The organism is Aminivibrio pyruvatiphilus, assembly GCF_004366815.1.
GTDB classification, from domain to species: domain Bacteria; phylum Synergistota; class Synergistia; order Synergistales; family Aminobacteriaceae; genus Aminivibrio; species Aminivibrio pyruvatiphilus.
This window is the reverse complement of sequence record NZ_SORI01000016.1, coordinates 1-20,906: the sequence shown is the minus strand read 5'-3', so window position 1 is coordinate 20,906 and position 20,906 is coordinate 1. Positions and strand designations below refer to the sequence as shown.

14 protein-coding genes are annotated in these 20,906 nt (G+C 62.5%); 1 reads left to right on the top strand and 13 read right to left on the bottom strand.

From position 1 onward, the window contains the following. Positions 1 to 94 precede the first annotated feature (94 nt). The 5 genes from mdoH to C8D99_RS11070 form a co-directional block, all read right to left on the bottom strand. Entirely contained in the window at positions 95 to 2,212 is a 2,118-nt protein-coding gene (gene mdoH, locus C8D99_RS11090) for a glucans biosynthesis glucosyltransferase MdoH (protein WP_133958268.1), read from the bottom strand. Continuing rightward, on the bottom strand, positions 2,205 to 2,597 hold the full coding sequence (locus tag C8D99_RS11085) for a hypothetical protein (RefSeq protein WP_133958266.1): 393 nt from the start codon (positions 2,595 to 2,597) through the stop codon (positions 2,205 to 2,207). Before C8D99_RS11085 ends, mdoH begins: the two co-directional genes overlap by 8 nt. After that, positions 2,581 to 4,236 carry an OpgD/OpgG family glucan biosynthesis protein gene (locus tag C8D99_RS11080; RefSeq protein ID WP_243833906.1) on the bottom strand — a complete coding sequence of 552 codons (1,656 nt, stop codon included), beginning with the start codon at positions 4,234 to 4,236 and terminating at the stop codon, positions 2,581 to 2,583. The genes C8D99_RS11085 and C8D99_RS11080 overlap by 17 nt, the downstream gene beginning before the upstream one ends. Positions 4,237 to 4,340: 104 nt before the next feature. Next, positions 4,341 to 6,833, bottom strand: a complete 2,493-nt coding sequence (locus tag C8D99_RS11075) for an EAL domain-containing protein (protein WP_133958264.1) — start codon at positions 6,831 to 6,833, stop codon at positions 4,341 to 4,343. 179 nt (positions 6,834 to 7,012) lie between these two features. After that, positions 7,013 to 7,750, bottom strand: a complete 738-nt coding sequence (locus tag C8D99_RS11070) for an HAD family hydrolase (protein WP_166670148.1) — start codon at positions 7,748 to 7,750, stop codon at positions 7,013 to 7,015. 116 nt (positions 7,751 to 7,866) lie between these two features. Between C8D99_RS11070 and C8D99_RS11065 the strand changes: the two genes are divergently transcribed. Continuing rightward, positions 7,867 to 8,238 (top strand): cyclophilin-like fold protein, encoded by a 372-nt coding sequence (locus tag C8D99_RS11065; protein WP_166670147.1) that lies wholly within the window; start codon positions 7,867 to 7,869, stop codon positions 8,236 to 8,238. A 59-nt stretch (positions 8,239 to 8,297) separates the two neighbouring features. On the opposite strand, the gene C8D99_RS11060 is transcribed toward C8D99_RS11065, so the two are convergent. The 8 genes from C8D99_RS11060 to C8D99_RS11025 all read right to left on the bottom strand — a co-directional run bounded on the left by C8D99_RS11060 (position 8,298) and on the right by C8D99_RS11025 (position 20,461). After that, complete coding sequence (locus C8D99_RS11060; protein ID WP_133958258.1) at positions 8,298 to 10,883, bottom strand: PAS domain S-box protein; 2,586 nt, start codon at positions 10,881 to 10,883, stop codon at positions 8,298 to 8,300. Between the two features lie 592 nt (positions 10,884 to 11,475). Then, on the bottom strand, positions 11,476 to 12,228 hold the full coding sequence (locus C8D99_RS11055; protein WP_133958255.1) for an ABC transporter ATP-binding protein: 753 nt from the start codon (positions 12,226 to 12,228) through the stop codon (positions 11,476 to 11,478). Beyond that, positions 12,225 to 13,292 carry a FecCD family ABC transporter permease gene (locus C8D99_RS11050; RefSeq protein ID WP_243833905.1) on the bottom strand — a complete coding sequence of 356 codons (1,068 nt, stop codon included), beginning with the start codon at positions 13,290 to 13,292 and terminating at the stop codon, positions 12,225 to 12,227. The genes C8D99_RS11055 and C8D99_RS11050 overlap by 4 nt, the downstream gene beginning before the upstream one ends. Before the next feature lie 4 nt (positions 13,293 to 13,296). Further along, the gene (locus C8D99_RS11045; protein WP_133958254.1) at positions 13,297 to 14,415 is read right to left on the bottom strand and encodes an iron ABC transporter substrate-binding protein; all 1,119 of its coding nucleotides are present in this window, start codon (positions 14,413 to 14,415) and stop codon (positions 13,297 to 13,299) included. Between the two features lie 301 nt (positions 14,416 to 14,716). Next, positions 14,717 to 15,325, bottom strand: coding sequence for a LysE family transporter (locus tag C8D99_RS11040; RefSeq protein WP_133958252.1), 609 nt, complete (start codon positions 15,323 to 15,325; stop codon positions 14,717 to 14,719). A gap of 23 nt (positions 15,326 to 15,348) precedes the next feature. Then, the gene (locus C8D99_RS15685; RefSeq protein WP_133958250.1) at positions 15,349 to 17,349 is read right to left on the bottom strand and encodes an Hsp70 family protein; all 2,001 of its coding nucleotides are present in this window, start codon (positions 17,347 to 17,349) and stop codon (positions 15,349 to 15,351) included. After that, on the bottom strand, positions 17,346 to 18,416 hold the full coding sequence (locus C8D99_RS11030) for a hypothetical protein (RefSeq protein WP_133958248.1): 1,071 nt from the start codon (positions 18,414 to 18,416) through the stop codon (positions 17,346 to 17,348). Before C8D99_RS11030 ends, C8D99_RS15685 begins: the two co-directional genes overlap by 4 nt. A 152-nt stretch (positions 18,417 to 18,568) precedes the next feature. Next, positions 18,569 to 20,461: a C45 family autoproteolytic acyltransferase/hydrolase gene (locus tag C8D99_RS11025; RefSeq protein ID WP_166670146.1), complete on the bottom strand. Its 1,893-nt coding sequence runs from the start codon at positions 20,459 to 20,461 to the stop codon at positions 18,569 to 18,571. Between the last annotated feature and the right edge of the window lie 445 nt (positions 20,462 to 20,906).

The following is a 20,906-nucleotide window of genomic DNA, read 5'->3' as shown; positions in this document are numbered from 1 at the left end:
GGGATTCCGTCCGTCCTGCAAGGGACGGGGGGGGGGTGCTCCAAATCCGCGGGCACCGGTGATGCTCCCCGCTGCCTGCGGATTAAGGTGTTCGCTATCCCCGACCGGCGGGGGGCAGGACCAGCCCCCAGAGGGCTGCCGCCTCCCGGTCCTCCAGTTCCCAGACCCGGCGGTGGAGTTCCGCCAGGTGGCGGGGGTCCTTCAGGAGCTTCATCTTTTCCCCTGCGGTGAGGCTGCCGGGGCCTCCGGCAAGGGCCTTTTCCACCAGGTGCTCCTGCGCCGCCTCCGCTGCGGGAGCGCCCTTTCTGTAGCGCAGCAGCAGAGAGGTGTGGAGGGCATGGACCAGGGGCTCCGTCACCGCCCGGAGAAAGCCCTCTCTCCCCGGGATGGCGAAGGGTGAATAGGGCTCCGGCCGCCTGAGATTTTCCTCCAGGGCGGCGAGTTCGGCGGGAAGTTCCACCTCTTCCGGGATGAGAAGCAGCCCGGCGTTCCGGAAGGCTCTCCCGAGGGATGCCCGGCTCGTGAAGACCGAGAGGGGCCCCGAGAGGACCAGCGAGACCACGATGGGGGAGATCCACGGGAAGAAGGACGGGTTGGCCAGGTAGACCAGAGCTCCCCAGAGGGCTCCGAAGAGGGTTCCCCACCAGTGGGCGGAAACCGCCTCGCTCCAGGATGACCCCCGGTCGTCCCGGGACTGGGTGCCCCACCCCACGCTTTTTCCCAGGAGGGTGGCGGCCACGAAGAGACTGTGGAAGATCATTCTCACCGGGGCGAGGAGGGTGGAGAGCCCCACTTCCAGCAGGATGCCCGAGGCGAGGTTCGCCCTGCCGCCGAAAGAGCGCGCCGAGGGATCCTTCAGCAGTATCAGGACCATGCTGAAAAGCTTGGGGAGGAACAGCAGCACCGCCGTGGAGCCGAGAAGGGTGAGCGCCCAGTGGGGGTGCCACACGGGCCACTGGGGAAAGAGGGTCTTCGTTCCGGTGAAGTACACCGGCTCGAAGAAGACTTCCGCCACGGCCTGGGCGGAGCTCAGCAGCAAGAAGGCCAGCCACAGGAGGGCGGAGCCGTAGGAGAGGATTCCGTTCAGGAACAGGGCCCGGTGGGCCGGGAAGAAGCCCCTGGTGAAGAGCAGACGCGTGTGCTGGAGGTTGCCCTGGCACCACCGGCGGTCCCGCTTCAGCTCGTCCAGAAGGGTGGGCGGGGTTTCCTCCCAGCTTCCGCCGAGGTCGTAGGCCAGCCAGACGCCGTAGCCCGCCCGCCGCATGAGGGCGGCCTCCACGAAATCGTGGCTGAGGATGTCGCCCGCCAGGGGGCCCTTTCCCGGAAGGCGGGGCACCTGGCAGTGCTTCATGAAGGGCTCCGTCCGGATGATGGCGTTGTGCCCCCAGTACTGGGCGTCGCCCAGCTGCCAGAAATGGAGGCCTGCGGCGAACATGGGGCCGTAGACGTGGTTTGCGAACTGCTGGGCCCGGGCGATGAGGGTTTCCCTGTTCACTCCGGCGGGAGGCGTCTGGAGAATGCCCATGTCCGGCCGGGCCTCCATGATCTGCACCATGCGGACCATGGTGGTTCCTGCCATGATGCTGTCGGCGTCGAAGACGATCATGTAGCGGTAGTTCTTTCCCCACCGGCGGCAGAAGTCTGCCACGTTCCCGCTCTTCCGCCGGGAGTTGCTGGAGCGCCTGCGGTAGAATACCCGTCCCGAGGCGTTTTCCTCCCGGCAGAACCGGTGCCACCCTTCCTCCTCCGCTACCCAGATGTCGGGGTCTGTGGTGTCGCTCAGCAGAAAGAAGTCGAACCGGTCGGAGGAGCCGGTTTTCCCGAGGGACGTATAGACGGTGCGGAGCCCCGCCAGCACACGCCTGACGTCCTCGTTGTAGATGGGAATGAGGACGGCGGTCCGGGCACTCTTGTCCGCGATGGTCAAGTCCATCCCCTCGCAGGCCCGGGAGACGGAGAACCGGTTGTTTTTGAACAGCAGGAGGACGAAGCCCATGGAGGCCGTCCAGAAGCCTACGGAAATCCAGGCGAACAGCACGGCGAACACAACGACGAGGAGGAGTTCCAGGGCCGTGCCGCCCCGGGACGGCAGCAGGGCCGCCATGGTCCGGGAGGCTGCGATCGTGGGCAGGAGAACCAGGGCGATAAGGAGGATGCGCCGCCAGCTGGCGGCGCGGTTCCATGCAGGATTGGGTATCGGGGCGTCACGCATGGCCGTTTCTCTCCCAGGGGCCGAAAAGATTCCGCCTCCACCGGCGGAGGAAGCGGGCAAAAGCCGATTTCCATGGTGCCCGCTCAAGAGGGGCGGCTACCATGACCCCCCTGTTCAGGGGCGGAACCGAGGCGAGGTGCCGTCCTTCTCCGTCCCGGATTCCCCGGTCGAGGCCGTTTTCCGCCAGGAGCTCCCGGAGCTTTTTCATGGCCTCCGACGCGGAAGCGGGGCCTGCGGACTTGAGGCTCTCCACGGCGAGGTCGAGCCCCCTGAAGGGGGGCAGGTCGAGGGCCCGGACATAGAGGAGAACCCTGTCCCTGGAATAGCGCCAGTCATCGGAGGAAGCGGCGGGCCGTTCCGTTCCGGTCTCAGGGGCGGATGTCATAGGTCCACGTCTCCGTGAGAGGCTCGGGGAGGTTCTCTCCCTTTTTCAGCAGGGCGGAAAGGCGAATGAGGGGCCGCGCCGGGGCCGTGGGGAAGAGGGTCTTGAATGCCCCTTCCGGTTCTACGGCGACGGTGAGGACGAGCCGCCATCCCCCTGTGGCTTCGTTCTTGTGAAGCTGTTTCTCCAGAAGCCTGGCCCCCTCGTCCAGGGTGACCACGCTTGTCAGCCCGGCGTCTGCCGGCAGGTTCTCCAGCTCTCCTCCCTCGAAATCCAGGATGAAGCGAAGGCTTCCGTCCCGGGGGCCTGCGGCAATCCGGGTCGCCGCCGCCCTTCCAATGGTGTGGAGGGTTTCCCTGGGATTCAGCCACCGCATCCGGTAGGCGAAGGACATCTTCCGGGGGTATTTCCGGACGTCGCTGACGGGCCGGCCGTCAGGACCCTTCTCCGCCATTTTTTCGGGAACCCAGTAGGCCACCATATTGTCGTGGATCTCCAGTTCCGAAGGAATTTCCACCAGTTCCACCCGTCCCGGTCCCCAGTTCCCCAGGGGCTCTATCCAGAGGGAGGGGCGCCGTTCGTACCGGGCCTCCAGGTCCTGGTAATGGTCGAAAACCCAGTCACGCTGCATCAGGCCGAAACCGGCGGGATTTTCCAGAGGAAAGGGCACCACGGCGAGGCGCTCCGGATTGGCCAGGGGACGCCAGATCCATTCCCCCGACCCTGTATGGACCAGGAGGCCGTCGGAATCGTGGACCTCGGGGCGATAATCCCCCTGCCGGCCGTTTTCCGTCTCCCCGTAGAGGAACATGCTCGTCAGGGGGGCGATGCCCAGCTTCTGGACGTCCTTCCTCAGGAAAAGGACGCACTCGGTGTCCATGGCCGTCTCTTTTCCCGGAGTGATGGTGAAGGTGCAGGCTCCTGCGAGGCTCGGACTGTCGAGGAGGGCGTGGACGGTGATGGAATCGCTGTCCTCCCCGGGCTTTTCAATCCAGAATTCCCGAAAGTAGGGAAATTCCTCCCCGGACTGGAGGGCCGTGTCCACGGCAAGCCCCCTGGCCGACAGGCCGTACTGCACGTCCCGGGCCACGGCACGGAAGTAGGTGGCCCCGAGGAAGACGGCGACCTCGTCCTTGTACTTTCCGGTGTTCAGGTTGTAGTGGATGCGGAAACCGGCGAAATCAAGGGGCGTCCCGGCGACCTTCGCGGCGAATTCCTCATCCCCGTATTCGAAGGCGGACGGAGAGAAGGGGATTTTGGCCGCCTGGCCGCGGTCAACGATGTTGACGGCCACCAGGCGGTTGTAGAAAAGGCCGGGATGGAAAAACTGCACTTCGAAGGGCAGACCTTCGTCCCTCCACAGAGCTTCCGAAGGTCGGAACCGGATTTTCCGCCACTGGTCGTAGCTGATGTTCAGAAGAAAATCGGGAACCTGACCCTCCGGGTCCTCGAAAGGGCGGGATGCCAGTTCTTCAGCCTTGTTCTTCACATCGTCGAAGGAGAAGGGCAGAGCCGCCGCCCGGGCGGGTGGAGGCTCCTCAGATGCCCGGGAGCAGGCGGGAAGCAAGCAAAACGCCGCCGCGAGGAACGCGGCGACGGCTATCTGACGGTATGGGCGGTGGTGCTGGATGCAGGGAAGCACGAAGGACCCTCCTTGGCCGGATTTCCGGACCGGTTGTGAAATCAGATACATCATAATAAGGCTTTTTCGCAGGAGTGCAATGGGGGAGGGAAATTTCTCTGTTTTCAGAAAACGTCCGGAAGCTCCGAGGCGAGGAACTGGGGAATCCGCTCCGGCGGCAGGGGCCGGGAGAAGAGGTAGCCCTGGATGGAAGCCGACATCCCCCCGGGAATGAGGCTTCTCAGCTTTTCGAGCTGTTCCCTGGTTTCCACGCCTTCGAAGGTCAGTTCCATCCCCAGGCTTCCGGCGAGATGGATCATGGTGGAGACCACACCCCTGGTTTTTTCGCTTTCCATGTCCAGTATGAAGGATCGGTCGATCTTGAGTTCCGATATGGGCAGCATGCGGAGCTTCGAGAGGGAGGAGAAACCCGTGCCGAAGTCGTCCAGGGAGAAGCGGATCCCCTTCGCTCCCAGCTCCGCCATGACTTCCTGGGCGTGGTCCGGGTCCTCCATGAAGGCGGACTCGGTGATCTCGAACTGGAGGAGGTAGGGGTTCATGCCCGTCCGGTCAACGGTTTCCAGGACATCTCTCACGAAAGACTGCGACGATATCTGTTTCGCCGAGAGGTTTACCGCCACGGGAATTTCCATGCCCCGGGCGGACCACTCCACCCACTGGAGGCAGACCTTTTCAAGGGCGAAAGCGCCGAGGGCGCGGATTTCACCGATTTCCTCCGCCAGGGGGATGAAGGCGTCGGGAGGGATCATGGTCCCGTCCCCCGAAGTCCAGCGGAGCAGGGCCTCCAGCCCCACGGTTTTTCGTTCTTCCAGGCTGATCCTGGGCTGGTAGAAAAGGTGGAACTCCCCGGCGTCGAATCCCCTCCGAAGGTCGGCTTCGAGGCGCATCCTGTGCTGGACTTTCCTGTCGAGGTCTTCGGTGAACAGCCTCCAGGTGTTCCCCCCTTCCCGCTTGGCCCGCTCCATGGAGAGGGATGCGTTCTGGAGAAGTTCCTCCGGGGATTCCCCGTCCCGGGGAAAAAACGTGACTCCGGCGCTGGCGGTGATCCTGCAGGAATGGTCCCCCACGGAAAAGGTGTTCCTGAGAGCCGCGAGCATCCGTTCCACCGTCCGGAGGCAGGAGGAATAGGTGCCTCCCCCGGTGAGCAGGACGACGAACTCGTCCCCGCCGAAGCGGGCGACGGCACCGGGTTCGGCGGCCGCACCGGCGAGCCTCTTCCCCGCTTCCTGGAGCAGCCCGTCCCCCACAGGGTAGCCCAGGGTTTTGTTCACTGCGCCGAACCGGTCCAGGCCGATCATGACCACCGAGAGGATACGCCGCTTCTCCCGGGCCCTTGAGAGGGCGAGGGAGAGCCTGTCATGGAAAAGGAAGCGGTTGGGCAGGCCCGTCAGGCCGTCGTGGTTCACCTCGTGCTGCAGCAGGTTCCGGCTCCGGTGGAGCTCGCTCAGATCCTGGTAGACGCCGATGTGGCGGGTCACTTTTCCCTCGCCGTCCCTGTAGGCGAAGATGTTCAGCCTGGAGGGGAAGGCCTCTCCGTTCTTCCGCCGGTCCCATATCTCTCCCGACCAGTGGCCGTCCTGCCTGAGGGCGTCCCGCATTTCCCGGTAAAAGTCGGGGCCGTGCTTGTCCGACTTCAGCATGTCCGGGGTGTTGCCTATCAGTTCTTCGGGACCGTACCCCGTGATGGCGCAGAAGGCCCGGTTGACCTCCAGGATGCGTCCGGCTGCGTCTGTGATGATGATTCCCTCGGCGGCGTTCCGGTAGATCTGGGTGATGAGGGCGAGCTGGCTCTCCGAACGGGCAAGCTCACTGTTTTTTTCCTTCAGGCTCCGGTCCAGGAGGTCTGCCTGGGCTGCCTTTTTTCCCAGGATGGCCGCCCTGATGCTCAGGAAGAGGGAGACCGCCCCCGCGGCGGCGATGGAAAGGAGCCCTGCGGCCACGAACCGCATTTTCCACGCGGCGATGCTTTTTTCCGCGTCGTCGATGTAGACTCCCGTTCCCACGATCCAGTTCCACGGTTCGAAAAGGGCCACGTAGGATGTTTTCGGGGCGATGGAGTTCAGATCGTCCTTGAAGTGCCACTGGTAATCCACTATTCCTCCCCGCTCGGGGGACGAGACGGCGATTTCGATCCTGTCGAAGAGCTGGCGGAGAAGAACGCCGTCCGGGCCGGCGGCGGTGTCGGGATTCACGCCCTCGAGGTCGGTCCGGTAGGGGTGCACGAGGAGAGTTCTTTCGGGTCCGAGGATCCAGAAGTAGTCCTTGTCCTCCTCGCCGAAGCGGAGGGAGCGGATGCGGGCGAGAGCCCGGGCCTGTCCCTCCCCCGGCGGGATGTTCCCGGCGAGTTCCTCCCTGTGCAGGGCGTCGAGATAATGGAGCTGCACCAGTATGAGGTTTTTGCAGAGATTTCTTTTTTCCGCCATGTGGCTTTTTTCGAGGAGGGGGAGCAGAACACCGAAGATAACGGCGAAAAGGAGGACCAGGAGCAGAGAAACAGGAGCCATGGTCTGGAGGAAGGTGCGGAAGAACACCCGCTCTCCGGCGGACTGAACGACCTTTTCCATGTTGTCTGCCGCAGCCTGCGGTTTTTCCGCCATGGGAGACGCTCCTTCCGGGTCTGTGGGCCGGAAAGGTTTTTCCGGGCCGTGGCGGTATTATATCAGGAAAAGAATGCCCCAGGCAGAATCCATTGTTCTCAATAGTGCCGGGTCCTGGGGCCCCGGGATCCTCGGGAGAGAAAAGCCCTCCCCGCGGATTTCCCGGGGAGGGCGGGCGGTTACAGAAGGGGGTCGAGCCATCTGAAGAAGTCGCCCGTGTCCAGGGCGTCAGGTCCTCCGGATACGAGGTATGAGGCTTTCCGGAAGAGCGGATCGTCGGTCCTCTCACCGGGGGCGGGCAGGGCGACGCAGGTCATTCCCGCGTTCAGGGCCGCCTCCACGCCGTATTTCGTGTCCTCGAAGACCACTGATGCTTCAGGGGCCCTGTTCATTCTCCGGGCGGCCTCGAGAAAGATGTCCGGTGCGGGCTTTCCCCGGCGGACTTCCGACGAGGAGACGATATGGGTGAAAAAGGAGCGGACGCCCAGCACGTCAAGGATTTCCGAGGCGATGGCGCTGTTGGATCCCGTGGCCACCGCCATGGGGAGCCCTCTTTCCGCGAGTCCTTCCAGAAGGGGCTGCATGGGCGGATAGAGCCTGCTCGACGTAAGCGCGATCTTCCGGTACAGGGCGTTCTTCTCGTCCACGAGGGCCTGCACGTCGTCCTCCAGGCCGTAGTTGGCCCTGATGCGCCGGACCATCTCGTAGATGTCCTTTCCCACGTAGGCGGCCTTGTCTTCCCTGGAGAAGGAAATGCCCCGCCGGGAGAGGAGGATCCGGTCGCTTTCGTAGTGATTGTCTTCGCTGTCGATGAGGGTTCCGTCCAGGTCGAAAAGGGCAAACTCCAGAGTTCGCCTGACGGGGCCGGAGGATGTTTCTTTCTCTCCGGCGAGAAAAGCCAGGGGAGATTCCATCATGCTGATCCCACGTTCCCTTCGGTTCCGTTTTCTTAAATTGTACCACGGATCCCTCTTCTGCATACAGCGTCCGGCCGTGGTATAGAATGAAGGCGGATAAATCGAAAAGGAGGCCCGTGATCAAGATCATCCAGACGGAAAAGCACACCTTCGAAGTGGAGCTCTGCGGCGGTGACGCCGCCCGGAACCTTGTGAAGACGCTGCCCCAGGAGATTTCCATGTCCCGCTGGGGCGACGAGTTTTACGGCACCCTGAATGAAAAGGTGGACTCCGGCGCCGACAGACTCCAGGACGTCTTCGAAATCGGCGACGTGGCTCTCTGGCCCGCGGGCAACGCCCTGTGCATCTTTTTCGGCCCCACCCCGGCAAGTTCCGGAAGCGAGCCGAAAATGGCGTCGCCGGGAGCCCTCCTGGGCAGGATCAAAGGCGACGCCACGGTGCTGCGGGACTGCGGCAGGTCGCTGAAAAAGGTCCGGATCCTGCCCTGAGGGGGATGCTGTTCCGGCTCAACCTTTTTTCGCCGGGGGCCGGAATTCGTTGTTCCTCTCTATGGTCTCTCCGTTCCGAGGCAGTGATCGAGGACTGCCCTGATTTCTTCCCTTTGCAGCGGTTTCGGGAGGTAGGCGTCCATCCCCCGGGCGAGGCACTCTTCCCTGGTTTCCCGCTGGGCGTCTGCCGTGATGGCGACGATGAAGGAACGCCTCTCCGCTGGAGTCTTTTCCGTCTCCATCGCCCGGATTTCGGCGGTCGCCTGAAAACCGTCTTTCCCGGGCATCTGGAGATCCATGAAAACGAGGTCCGGCCTGTGTTCCCGGAAGAGGGCGACGGCCTGTTCCCCGTCTTCGGCCTGTACCAGGGAGGCGGAAGGGGCGAGTTTTGAGAGGAGTAGGGAGAGCATCTTCCTGTTCACCCGCTCGTCCTCGGCAATGAGTATGACGGCTTTTTCTTTTAAGCTCCCGGTCCCGGACGGGACTGGGTTTCCCTGGGGAAGGGCATTGCGGTCTGCCGGAATTGCCTCTTCCGTTCCTGATTCGCACGGCAGGCACACAGTGAAGAAGAATCTGCTTCCCCGGCCCGGAGCGGTCTCCACCTCGAGCGAGCTTCCCATCTGCTGCAGAAGGCGCCGGGATATGGAAAGTCCGAGCCCGGTTCCGCCGTATTTTCGCGTTTTGGACGAGTCAGCCTGGTAGAAGGGGTCGAAGATGTGCTTAATCTCCCCGGGCGAAATACCGATACCGGTGTCCCTGACGGAGAAGGTGAAGGCTCCCCGGTTTTCCGCCAGCGGGGCGAAGCTCAGCAGAAGTTCCACGCTTCCCCTGTCCGTGAACTTGACGGCGTTGCTCAGCAGGTTGACGAGTACCTGTTCCAGCCTGACAGGGTCGAAGACGGCGTTCGCCGGAACGTTCTCCTCCACTCGTGCGGAAAGCAGAATGCCCTTTTTGTCGGCGGATGTACGGACGGGAACGAGGGAGCATTCAATCAGCCGGCGAATGTCCGACGGAACGGGATTCAGCTCGAACCGCTCCGCCTCGATTTTTGAAATGTCGAGAACGTTGCTGATAATATCCAGCAGAAGATGGGCGGAGGTGTTGATATGGCCTATGTACTCGCGCTGGGTGTCGTCGAGCCGCGTATCAGCGAGCAGCTCGATGAAGCCCATGACGCCGTTGAGGGGCGTGCGTATTTCATGGCTCATGTTTGCCAGGAAGGCCGATTTCGCCCGGTTGGCGGACTCGGCTTCCTTCTGGAGCACGCGGGTGTTGGCAAGGGTCTCCCGGAGCCGTTCCTCGGCGAGCTTTCGTTCGGTGATATCGACACCCTGTGCGATGGTGGCAATGAGGTCGGCTCCGTCGTCGGCGAAGACATTTGCCGAATTCCACAGGGCAAAGCGGATTTCGCCGCTTTTGCGCCTGATAGGTATCTCGACCATCTCCCAGAATTCCCCGCCGAGAGTTTCCTCTATCAGTTCGAGAGACTGTTCGCGGCTTCCGTCGGGAAAGAGGATGTCAAGCCGACGGCCGAGCACTTCATCGGCGGAATATCCTGTCATGTGCTCAAAGGCGTGATTGAACCGAATGATTCGAAAATCCCTGCCCCACACGATGATCGGTGCGTTGGCATGCTGGATCAGCTTGTCGAGGTAGTCGCGGGTTCTCCGGAGATCCTCCTCGGCCCGCTTCCGTTCCGTAATGTCGGTGATGACGGCGACGAGGCCCGCAATTTCCCCTCTTTCGTCAAGGAAGGGAGCCTCGTTGAAAATAACGGTTCTGCGTTCACCCGAAGCCTTGTTCATCGTCTGCCGTTCATATTTCCGTGTTCCATGTGAAACAGGGGCTTCATCGTCCCTTTCCCAGCATTCGTCATCTTTCTCCATGGAATGAATATCCTGGACGGGTTTTCCAGGTATTTCCTGCTCCGGCTGTCCCGTCATTTTCCTGTAAGCCTCATTGCAGCTCAGGCAGCGCCCCGTATTGTCTTTTACGAAGACAGGATTGGGGATGACTTCGATCAGCGAGCGGGCGAAAGCGAGCTGCTTTTCGAGTGCGCTCTCCGCTTTTTTCCGGCGTGCCACAGCCCTCGACAGCAGCAGAAGAACGCCGGACTGGGCCAGAATGGCGGCGACCAGCAGTCCGACGATCCATAAGTTTCGTTTTTTCAGCGCCCCAAGGGCTGCGGCTACCTCCGTCCGGTCGATTACCACGGTGTAAAGCAGGTCCCGTCCCTCAACGGTGACGGCGTAGGAGTAGACTTCCACGTCCCGGACGGAACCGTCCGCCAGTCTGTGGCGGAAGTTGAAGTGGTTCTCCTTCTGGCTGCGCGCCCGCTGCATCTCGCGGTAAATCTCCTCGGGAGAAAGGGTGTTGATCCGGCTGATATTTATTCCTGAGAGATCCGGGTAGCCGTAGAAAATCCGCGCAGCACGGTTTGCGTGGAGGATGACCCCCGTCTCCGGGTCGAGCAGCATCATGGGGGCTCCGTGGTTTTCAAAGAGGAGGTGCACCGGAAGAGCTTCCCAGTTGAATTCTTCATACTGCGGAGAAGCGCAGGATGGTCCCGTCCCGGAAAGAAGGAACACTGCGGCGAAGTACAGGAGGAAGCGGGCCGCTCCAAGACGGTATAAGGTATTGAACATCGTATTCACCGCCTTTCGGTCAGGATAGGCAATCTTTCGTCGAGAGTCGCTTCGTTTGATCGTCCGTGAATTACATAATTCTTTTCAGGGGGAAAATCCCGGAACCGGAAACTTTACAAATGCCACACTTCCGAATCCGACGGACGGAGCCGGGAGTGCGGCATTAGACCCTTCGATGGCGCCGTGTATTCCTCATGCCTGTTTTTCCTGCAGCCGGAGGAAACGGTTCGTTGCGTTCAGCCACTCCAAATACCTGGAATACAAGACAGAAACAGATGAAGTGAATTTTATGTTAATACAATGCATCATATCACATGACCATAAACATGCAAAAATTTCTATATATGCATGCGGAGGATGCTGATTGACCGGAGGGGCATACAATACGCCGCCTCTTGTTGTGTAAATGATCTATTCGGAAAGCATGTTCCAGGGCACGGTAATCAGAAAAGGAAGTGTATGTTGTTCCGTGCTATGATACGGAGCCCTTGCGGGGGTGATGCAGGGAATGAAAAACAAGAAAGGTTTTTCCCGTGCATTGCCGGAGAAGTGAACGCTGCGCCCTTTTCCGGGCGGAAGAGGGCGCCGGAAGTCACGACGGCACCACCAGGGGGACGCCTTTGTGGCGGACGATGTCCACGGGCACGCCGTAGACATCGGCGATGATTTCCCCCGGAACCTCCGACGGAAGGAACATCCCCCGGATGCATCCGTCCTTCAGGAAGAGCAGCCTGTCGGCGTACCGGAAGGCGGTGTTCAGGTCGTGGAGGCTCAGGAGGGCGGCCACGCCGTGCCCCTTGACCACTTTCCTGAGGGCGGCCAGCATGTCGAGCTGGTTTTTCAGGTCGAGACTGCTCGTGGGCTCGTCGAGGAGCAGTACCCGGGGTTCCTGGACCAGGGCACGGGCCAGGAGGACCTTCTGGAACTCCCCTCCGCTGAGCTCGTCAAGATAGCGGAGGGCGAACCGTTCAAGAGAGAGGCTTTCGAGGGCGGACTCCACCTTTTCCAGATCCCGCCGCTCCACGGCCCACCCCAGGTGGGGCCGGCGGCCGAGCAGCACGGCGTCGAAGACGGTGAGCCTGACCGGTTCCCCACGCTGGGGAACGTAGGCGAAAAACTTCGCCCGTTCCCGGGGAGGGCAAACATGGGCGTCCCTGGACTCCATGAGCACCGTACCCCCCGCGGGGCGGAGAATGCCGTTGATCGTCCTCAGCAGGGTCGTTTTTCCCGTGCCGTTGGGGCCCAGCAGCGCCGCCATCTCTCCTTCGGCAAGGGAAAAGGTCACGTCCTCGAGCACAGGCACTCCCCTGTAGGCGAAGGAGATTCCGTTCACCGAGAGGATCATGTCCGTCGCCTCCGGGCGATGAGGGCGAGAAAGACCGGCGCCCCCAGGAAGGCCGTGAACACGGACACCGGGAGGGTCCGGGGCGCGAAGGCGAGCCTGGCGCCCGTGTCGGCGGCCAGCAGAAGCAGTCCCCCCATCAGCACCGATCCGGGGATGAGAAAGCGGTGGTCCGACCCGAGGAAGCGCCGGAGCATGTGGGGGCAGACCAGCCCCACGAAGCCGATCACTCCGAGAAGAGCCACCATCACCGCCGACAGCAGGGACGTGACCACCATGGCCTCCATGCGGATCCGGGACGCCGGGACTCCCAGCGAAAGGGCCGTCTCGTCGCCGCAGTCGACGGCGTTGAGGTCGAACCGGCGGAGGAAGAACAGGAGAAAGGCCGCGGCCAGCAGGCCTCCCATAAGGGGAATGTCCCGCCAGGAGGCCCGGGAGACATCCCCGAAGGTCCAGAAGACCGTGGCGGCGATCTGACTGTCGTCGGCGAAGTACTGCAGGAACATGGTCCCCGCGGTGAAGAGGGAGCTGAGGGCCACCCCCGCGAGGATCATTACGTCCGGCATGCCCCTGGTGACCGACGAGATGACGAGCACGATCCCCATGCAGAGGAGAGACGAGAGAAAGGCCGCCCCGGTGGTCAGCCACGGGTTGACGATGGTGACGGCGTTTACGGCGCTGCTCTGCATGCTGCCCGTTCCCAGCACGATAATGGAGAAGGCGGCGCCGAAAGCCGCGGCGTTGGACAGGCCGAGGGTGAAGGGGGAGCCCAGGGGGTTCCGGAGCGCCGACTGCATCACCGTCCCCGCCAGGGAGAGACCTCCGCCCGCAAGGAGGGCCGCGAGGGTCTGGGGAAGGCGGATGTTCAGCACGATGATGCGCCATTTCGCCTCCCCGCCGCCGAGGAGGGTGCTCACCACGTCGGCGACAGGGATGGAGACGGCCCCCCGGGAGACGGAGAAAATTCCCATCACCAGGCAGGCGGCCGCCAGTCCGAAAAGAAAGATCCTCTTGCGCCCCACGTGCCGTTCGTAGTCCGGGGAGAGGCCGTGTCCTTCCAGATGCACGGCGCTACTCCTCAAGAATGATCTTCGAGAAAACCCGCCCCGAAAACCCCTCGTTCATGACCGAAAAGACCGGCTTTCCCACCAGGAACGTAAAGATCTCGTCGGCCTTCGCCGCAGGATCCACGTCTTCGAACCGTTCGGGGCAGAGGACCTTGCCGACGAAATAGCCGTTGGCGAGCACCGACCCGTAGTTGATGGTGTAGGAATTGTAGGGCAGGACACCCCATATCCTCCCCTCCCGCACTGCGGCCAGGGAGGAGAAGACCGGATCGTGCCGGAGCTGGTGGAGGGCGTTTGCCTGCTCCCCGGCCGTGGTGGTGCTCAGGTCCACGAAGAGGATATCCGGATCCCATTCGAGGAGTTTTTCTTTTGAAATCTGGACGACGGCCGACGTCTTTTCTCCCGGCGCTGCCGCCGGGTTTTTCGCCCCAGTGTACAGGAAGGGCGGGTATCCGGGCTCCGTGGAGGTGAAGCCGTGGGCTCCCCGGGACGCCACGCCGCCGATATAGCAGGAGGGGCGCCTGCCGCCGGGGATGTCCGCCGTGCGGGCCGCAAGTTCCGCCAGGTGTCCCTCGAAGAAGGCGATGATTTCCTCAGCCCGTTCAGCTTTACCGAGGATTTTTCCCATCAGGCGGAGGGAAGAATAGAACTCCTCCCTTTTGTCGGTGAGGTTGCCGTACTTCAGGCCTACCACCGGAATGCCCGTCTTGGCGGTGAGATGGTCCGGATGAGGGCCCGAGAGGGGGGAGACCTTGAAGATCACCTGGGGCTGGGGGGCGAGCCCGGCGATCAGTTCGGGATTGTCCATCCCCCGGAACTCGCCGAAGACGGGAAGCTCCTGGAATTGGGGATTGGCGATTGAATAGGGCCGGGCCGACGTCAGGACGGCAAGGCCGGGAACCCGTCGTTCGGCGGAGTCGACGGCGACCACCCTGTCCTGGGCCTGAAGATAGACGATCAGCCGGAGCGCCCCGGACCCCGAGCCGATAATCCGCTCCGGGGAAGCCGGGACGGCGACGGACCGGCCAAGGCTGTCGGTCACGGTGATCTCACCGGCACATGCCGGGATGGTGATGGAGAGAAAAACAAAGACGTACAGGAAGCACGTGCGGAACCGATTCATGAAAGCCCACTCCTTTTCGGATGATGAACCTGGACGGCCATATAGTAGCACGAAAACATAATTCGGTGCTATCAGGCTCCGCTTGCACTCTGTGAAACCCTGACTGAAGGTGTGAGGACAGAAACTGCAGGAAGAAAAACAGAGAAGAGAATTTCGGTCCCGTTCCGGAGGGCATCAGCGTCCGCTCCAAGGGGGGCAGGAAAATTGCCCCCTCTTTCACTCTTTCGCAGTTTGTGCTGCTGTCAGTGAGGTGGAAGCGGTGCGTAGGTTGTCGCCCGGAGACGCCGTTCCCTGAAAACCGTTACCGGAAGATGATATTTCCGAGGCCGGAGACGGAGAAGGCGCACCAGGCGAGCAGGCCGCCCATGATCAGATCCACGGCCCGCCCCTGTCTGGACATGATCCGTTTCTGGGCCGCACCGAGGGCAGTCCAGACCGTCACTCCGCTCGAGCAGGCCAGGGCGAGGAAGAGGCCGGTCCCGAAGAGCCAGGCTTTCGAGGATGTCCATGGAATGACGAAAGCGGAGAGGGCCGTCAGGCCGAAGAGGATGACCTTCGGGTTCAGGAACTGAAGGACGAATCCCTGCCGGAAGCCGGGTGCCGCAGGAACGGAGCCTTCTTCCCCTCCCTCCCGCGGTTTCGGGAAGGCGATCTTCCATGCGAGCCAGAGGATGTAGGCCGCCCCCGCCGCCCTGAACCAGGGGAGGACTGCCGGGAGAAGCCGGACGAGCAGCAGGTTGAAGGCCGCGCAGCCCGTCATTATGATCACGAGCCCGGAGATCATGCCGGACACCAGGGGCAGGGCTCCGAAAAAGCCGTGGATTCTGGCGGTGTTCATGGCGAAGATGATGTTCGGTCCCGGGGTGTGGGACGCGATGAGAACATAGGTGAGAAAGGCGGTCCATTCCATGGCGGTTCCTCCTTCGGCTCGGGTCAGGGGGCCGGCCGCAGCCCTCCGATCTCCGTCAGGGATTTCAGTTCGTCCGCCACCAGGGTGCGGACATGATCTTCAAGCTCTTTCCTGGTCGCGGCAAGCCTGGAATCAAGCCAGGCTCCCATGGCTTCCTCGAGGTTCCTTTCCGCTTCCGCCACGCCCGCTTCCGTCATGAGAAGAACGGCGGCAGCGGGGGGGAGGGGAATCTCCTCCGCCATTTTCTTCACCCTGTCCCGTCCCCACCGCACCAGGAGTACCGACAGGGCAAGCCCGGCAGCTCCGCCCACCGCCAGCCCCACCGGGCCCGCGGCCACCAGTGCCGCGCCGGAGCCCCCGCAGAGCAGGGCCCCTCCGGCGGTGACCAGGCTGCCGAGAACTCCGGCGAGGACGTTCACCACGCCGTCCATTCCCGAAATTTCAAGGGAGATGGAATCTTCCTTCCGGCCGTTCCCGGCGCTGAGGGAGGCCCTTCCCGGACGAGCCGCGACGCCGTGGCGGGCGAACCACCGGACGGTGAGCTCCCGGGTTTCCTCCGCCAGGCCTGGAAGCACCAGGGGAAAATTATGCTCCAGGCTTTTCCGGAGCAGGGGAGCCTCCGCGGCGAGCCGTTCGTCGAGCCGCCTCCGGAGGGACGCGAGGGATCCCCCCGCGTTCCGGAACTCCTCCAGCAGGGGGCGCAGCTTCTTCCGGAAGAATTCGTTCCCCGCCCCGGCGAGGATGCGTTCCTTCACGGCGGCGCACCTCCTGGCGAGGACGGGCCCCATCTCGTGCTCCAGAAAGCCGGGAAGCTCCGAAGCGAGCGCCTCCCTGACGGAGGCGAACTTCGCCGTCAGAGCCGGGAGAAGGGCCAGTCCCATGGAGATGACGGCATAGGGCCGTTCGCTCCGGAGAAGGGTTCTCCCCTCCTGAGCCTGTGGTGCAGGGAGGGGAAAGCGGAGTTCCTCCCTGAGGATGTCCGGGACGAAGGGCCAGAGGCTGCTCCCCCCCGCGAGGATGACCAGGGTGATCCTCAGGGGATCGATCCCCTTCTCTTTCAGTCCCGAGAGGAGGCACTCCCTGAACAGGCCGAAAAGGTCCGCACCTTCTGCCGGAAATCCTGTGCCGCCCTCCCCCTGCGCCTCCCGCCGCAGAAAGGCCGAGGGGGACCAGGAGGATCCCCGGCGCCGGAATTCCGCCCACGTCATGTTCCGTATTCCCCCGTAGCCCGGGAGGACCTTCGATACGGCTTCGTCCCTGTCCCGGGCCATGGACCGGGAGAAGAACTCCTTCGCTTCCCGGCAGAGGTGGGACTGGACGAAGTAGGCGGATCCCTGTTCCTCCAGTTTCTCTTCCAGGCCGGGATTCCGGTCGAGGAGCCACTGGTAGAAGAGGTCGTCGAAAAGCCGCCCGCCCAGGTTCATGTCCCCCCAGGAGTGGACCGGTTTCCCTCCTTCCAGGAAGGCGAAGTCGCAGGTGCCGCCCCCGAAGTCCGCCACGAGGACGCCCTCCAGGGCCTGCTCGGCGGAAATGTCCCCCTGCCTGATGTGGTAGAGCAGGGCCCCCTTCGGCTCGTCCACGAGATCCGGGAGGCCGAAGCCCCCCCGCCTGGCCGTTTCCCGGAGGGCGGACCGGAAGGAATCGTCCGCCTCGCTTGGAACGCCGAACAGAACCTGCCGTCGGTCCGGCTCCAGGTCGAGATGCTGTTTTCTCGCACCGGCAAGCACGGCGGACAGGAAGTCGGCTGCCGCGGCTCTTGCCGCTTCCGAACGGACGAGGTCGGCCTTGAAGTTGGTGCGCAGACGCAGGGTGCGCCGCTCTTCCGGTGAGGCCTCGCCGTAGGTGTCCAGGGCCGTCTGCCCCACCAGGGGCTCCTTCCCCTCCCTGTAGAGGATGGCGGAGGGGATACCGTCCCTTCCGTCACCGAAATCGATGCTCACCGGCGAGGGGTCGTCACCGGGGCACTTGGAGAAGTAGGTCTTTGTGGTGCCGAAATCGGCGGCGAGCACGGAGCGGCCGCTCATGGCCTGCGCACCTTCCGCACCAGCCCCCGGCGGAGAACCCTGCCGTCCTTCATGAGGGGAGGGCGCTCCACCCTCACCCGGTCGCCCGGTTCGATATACCCGAAGACCTCGAACCGGTCCGCCGCCTGGGGATCCCAGGCGAATTCCCCCGTCTCCCCGCCGCTGCCGAAGCCGAGATTGCGGATGTCCCCGGCGAGTTCGTCCATTCCGGCAGCCAGGTCGTCCTGGGCAGCCCCCTCCAGGGTGAGAATTTTCGCCGCGAGGGCAGCCAGTTCCCCGCCGGCGGGGGCTGATCCGGCACCCGTTTCAGTAGTCCCCATCAGGAAGGCCACCCGGGCGGCCCCTTCGAGCCAGGAGGAGAGGTCTTCTTTGATTCTCTCTGCCGAGGCCCTCCTGTCTATCTGTTCCGTTCTTCCGCCGAGCAGGAGCACCAGGGCCAGGAGGACGGGAAAGAGCACAAGGCGGGAAAGGGAGCCCCGGTTCGTCCGGATGAGCTTCCAGCCCCGGGAGAGAAGGGATCCTGACCCGAGGAAGACGAGAGCCTCCCGGAGTGTGGCCAGGCCGAGGAGGGCCGCCAGTGCCCAGAGCAGCTTCCGGTTTTCGGGAAGGCGGAGGGCGGCCAGGGAGAGGCCGAAGGCCCCCAGGGACGCGCCGAGAAGGAATCCCGCCTCCCGGGAGCCGAAAAAGAGGGCCGTGAGAGGAGAGATAAGCCCCATGCCGATCAGGGCCCCCGCTGCGGCAGCCAGCCCCGTCCGGAGAGGCGGGATGCTCCGGTCCACTGCAGGTGCGGATACCGGAAAGGGGGGGAGGTGCTCCTGCAGTCTCAGCGCAAAGAGAGCTGCCTTCCCTTCGTCCTCCAGGCCGAGGACCCGGGCGAAACCGGGCGAGGCAACCTCCAGGGCCCGGCTTTCCGCACGGGCCGCAGCCGTACGGGTGTCCCCGGCCCCGGGAATTCCCTCTTCGGGAAGGAGGGCGAGGAATGCGTCCCTGCCTTCTTCCGCGGCCCTTTTCCGGAGGAAATCCGTCGCCTTTACAAACTGATCAAGGGCTGTTGGTCCCGGTTTCACGGGATCGCCTCCTTTGTATCTCCATGAATGCACACTAGCGTATCCTCCCCGGGGCGGAAGGGCAAGGGGATTTTTTCCGGAAATGGGTGGGCGGGGCCCGAAAAAGAGGAAGCGGACCCCGGAGGGTCCGCTTCCCTGTGCACTGGCGTTTTCTATTTGTACGGGTGGAGATCGAAAATCCTGGGCATTCCCTCGTACTCGCAGGGCCTGCCCACGGAGTACCGGACCTGGTTGAAGTCCACGGTCACGATCTTGGTGTCCGTGGTCGAACCGATGTAGCTTTCCGGGTACCCGCCGTCATGGCTGCAGACGGTGTTGCTGGCAAGATGGGCGGAAATCCACTGTTTCCCGTCGGTGATCTTTTCCACGAGCTCGCCCTTCTTCGTGATGTAGGAGTGGGAGGTCCAGATCTTCCGGATCTTGTCTGCATCGAGCTTTCCGAAGTTCATCTTGGCCTGCCAGAACCCGGTGTAGTAGCGGGTGGCGCTCATGGGGGCGTACACGTCGTCTCCGAAGAAGGTCATGGGGAATTCGGTCTTCTCGTTGTTGACGTCGTAGCTGTGGTCGGCCACGAAGTGGTTGGTGGCCACGATGTAGCCGGGATCCTCGCCGTAGTCGCCGGGCCGCCGGACGGCATACCTGTTGGCCGTGACTTCGACCACCAGGGCCTCGTTTTTGTCCAGCATGATGTAGTTGTTGTGCCGGGTTCTCAGGAGCGTTTTCCTTCCCGTGGCCTTGCGGTATTCAGGAGTTGCCACTGTCACCAGCTCAAGGGCTTCGGGAACGCTTTTCGCCGTGGAAAGGGCTTTGAGGAGGATGTACTGGAAGGTGACGCCGAAGGCCCGCTCATAGATGTTCTGGCTGGGGATCCAGGTCTTGTTTCCTCCCACGGTGAGGGCCATGGCCAGTCCCTGGTTGTTGGCACCCATAATGTCGAAGAACTTGCCCGGCGTGGTGGAGGACCAGAAGGCGTTGCCGTTCGTCGGTGCGGCGATGTAGGTATATCTCCAGGTCTCGTCGATGAAGTCGCCGTCGTTGTTGTGGACCAGCATGGAGGTGCCGTCGGCGGTGGCTCCTTTCGAGCCGAGAAGGGCGATCATGGAGCAGGCGTCCTGGACCGGTGAGGTTTCCCTGACGTCGGCCAGCCTGCTGGGAGGAAGGCCGTGGTCGGCGTCCGCAGGTCCGGGGTGTCCGTAGAAGAGGCAGTTGTCGCAGTTCATGAAGACGATCTTGAGGTAGTTGGAAATGTCTCCGTGGAACTTCGACTGGGAGAGGAATTTCTCTGCACCGTCGCCGATGCCCCTGGCGAACTCGAGTCCCTCGGGGAAGAAGAGTTTCGCCTGGGCCTCGTAGCGGCTGATATCCTCGAGCAGGTGCTTGAGACCGTATTTCTCCACGTGGGCACCGAACCGGTAGTCGAAGAAATCGACGATCTCACGGCCGGAGCGTTCGCCGTACTGGACCCCCATCTCGTACCACGAGCCGGTCAGCACACCGAGGTCCTTGCCGGAGGGGTAATACTTCGGAAGCTCGGGGGTACGGGCATACTTGTCGATGACCGTGCATTCGCCGCCCACAAAACCGTCGCCGCCCACGGCGTCCGTCTTCGTCGAGACGTCCTTCCCGTTGTCCTTCCAGAAGATTTCCGCGGAGACGGGTTTCACCGCGTCTGGACCTGCGGCGTCTGTGAGGACGGTGTACTCAAGCATGGGTACCTTTCCCGGGGTTGTCTTGTCCATCGCGAGGACCACTTTGTCCTCCGCTGCGGCCGCTCCGGCGGTCACCACGGAAACTTTCCCCTTCGCCGGGTTTGCCGCAACGATCTTCAGGCCTTCAAGAACGGTGTCCTCCGCAGGCTGGACGGCGATGCGGTACCGGACGATTCCCTTCCCTTCCCAGGTAGCCGCCAGGGAGTACATGAAGGGTGCCTTTTCGGCATCGGTTTCCTTGCTCTGGGCGAAACCGGTCTGCATGGACAGGGGGGAAAGCATCAGGGCGAAAAGAATGAGGATTGAAACGCCTATCTTGGTTAATCGCTGATTCACCATGGTCATCTCCTTTTTCTGCTGGACATGGACACCCTTCCGGGTGCTCTCCAAAAACGGCCTTCTTAGCGAATGGAGCCGGAATTCCCTGCAGGCCTCCTTTCCCCGGCGTTCGGGACGGATGCTCGGTCTGATATGTTGTGAATCAAAAAACAACAACTGGCGAAAGTCAAATATATCACACAGCAAATAACAAATACCATGCACGCTGTATTTTGTCAAAGAATGGTGTCCCATTTTCTGTTGTATTTTTGAACACAATAAAGAAGGCTGAAAGGCTTTCATCTGGAACCGCGTGTTCCGGAAAAAGGTCCTGGTCTCCATGTCCCTAAATCCGCAGGTTCTTTCCTTCAAGTAAAGGGATAACTCCCCGGACGGGGAAATGAACTGTTTTCGTTTCCCCGTTTCCTTTCTTTCTTACCCTTTTTCAGGTTTTTCAGGTCTT

Bases quoted from the DNA above. Each gene is read 5' to 3' on its own strand.
- C8D99_RS11070 (WP_166670148.1), bottom strand. From the start codon at position 7,750: ATGATGGAATCTCCCCTGGCTTTTCTCGCCGGAGAGAAAGAAACATCC.
- C8D99_RS15685 (WP_133958250.1), bottom strand. From the start codon at position 17,349: ATGAGCGGCCGCTCCGTGCTCGCCGCCGATTTCGGCACCACAAAGACC.
- C8D99_RS11040 (WP_133958252.1), bottom strand. From the start codon at position 15,325: ATGGAATGGACCGCCTTTCTCACCTATGTTCTCATCGCGTCCCACACC.
- C8D99_RS11045 (WP_133958254.1), bottom strand. From the start codon at position 14,415: ATGAATCGGTTCCGCACGTGCTTCCTGTACGTCTTTGTTTTTCTCTCC.
- C8D99_RS11055 (WP_133958255.1), bottom strand. From the start codon at position 12,228: ATGATCCTCTCGGTGAACGGAATCTCCTTCGCCTACAGGGGAGTGCCT.
- mdoH (WP_133958268.1), bottom strand. From the start codon at position 2,212: ATGCGTGACGCCCCGATACCCAATCCTGCATGGAACCGCGCCGCCAGC.
- C8D99_RS11060 (WP_133958258.1), bottom strand. From the start codon at position 10,883: ATGTTCAATACCTTATACCGTCTTGGAGCGGCCCGCTTCCTCCTGTAC.
- C8D99_RS11085 (WP_133958266.1), bottom strand. From the start codon at position 2,597: ATGACATCCGCCCCTGAGACCGGAACGGAACGGCCCGCCGCTTCCTCC.
- C8D99_RS11075 (WP_133958264.1), bottom strand. From the start codon at position 6,833: ATGGCGGAAAAACCGCAGGCTGCGGCAGACAACATGGAAAAGGTCGTT.